The 978-nt window shown below is 55.9% G+C and carries 2 tRNA genes and 1 rRNA gene (1 of these 3 running past the window's edge); all 3 read right to left on the bottom strand.

What is annotated here, in order from left to right:
• Window positions 1-15 precede the first annotated feature (15 nt).
• A tRNA-Ala gene (locus IOC61_RS16010) sits at window positions 16-91 on the bottom strand.
• A gap of 82 nt (window positions 92-173) precedes the next feature.
• Window positions 174-250 (bottom strand) — tRNA-Ile (locus IOC61_RS16005).
• A 193-nt stretch (window positions 251-443) separates the two neighbouring features.
• Window positions 444-978, bottom strand: a 16S ribosomal RNA gene (locus IOC61_RS16000); it runs 1352 nt beyond the window's last position.

Here is a 978-nt window from a genome sequence, read left to right as displayed (position 1 = left end):
TGACCTTCTGCAAGATGGTGGAGCCAAGCGGGATCGAACCGCTGACCTCCTGCGTGCAAGGCAGGCGCTCTCCCAGCTGAGCTATGGCCCCGGATAATCTGAGTGAGACAATGTGCTTTTCGACAATGTGTAGCAGGTACACGAGAAGAGAAGCAACAACGTGTCACGCAAATTGGTGGGTCTGGGCAGACTCGAACTGCCGACCTCACCCTTATCAGGGGTGCGCTCTAACCAACTGAGCTACAGACCCGGCGCTATCAGTCGGGTCCTCTCCAGCAATCTGCCGACCTCACCCTACTTTTCATAAGGTCAGGGGGGTGCGCTCTTACCAACTGAGCGGCAGACCCGGCGAAACCACTGAATGGGTAACCCAAACAGTCTTTTGCTCTGGTCGATCAGGTAATTCATTGTGAGCACTTGCCGACAGTCGGTGACATAGTCGATAAGGAGGTGATCCAGCCGCAGGTTCCCCTACGGCTACCTTGTTACGACTTCACCCCAGTCATGAGCCACACCGTGGTGATCGCTCTCCCGAAGGTTAAGCTAACCACTTCTGGTGCAGTCCACTCCCATGGTGTGACGGGCGGTGTGTACAAGGCCCGGGAACGTATTCACCGTGACATTCTGATTCACGATTACTAGCGATTCCGACTTCACGGAGTCGAGTTGCAGACTCCGATCCGGACTGAGACCGGCTTTTCGGGATTAGCTCCACCTCGCGGCTTCGCAACCCTTTGTACCGGCCATTGTAGCACGTGTGTAGCCCTACTCGTAAGGGCCATGATGACCTGACGTCGTCCCCACCTTCCTCCGGTTTGTCACCGGCAGTCTCCCTAGAGTTCCCACCATTACGTGCTGGCAAATAGGGACAAGGGTTGCGCTCGTTACGGGACTTAACCCAACATTTCACAACACGAGCTGACGACGGCCATGCAGCACCTGTCTGTGCGTTCCCGAAGGCACCAAGGTATCTCTACC

The sequence above is a fragment of the Halomonas sp. KAO genome, from assembly GCF_015595025.1.
In the GTDB taxonomy this organism is placed as follows: domain Bacteria; phylum Pseudomonadota; class Gammaproteobacteria; order Pseudomonadales; family Halomonadaceae; genus Halomonas.
The sequence above is the reverse complement of the archived record's forward strand: the minus strand, read 5'-3'. Positions and strand labels throughout refer to the sequence as shown.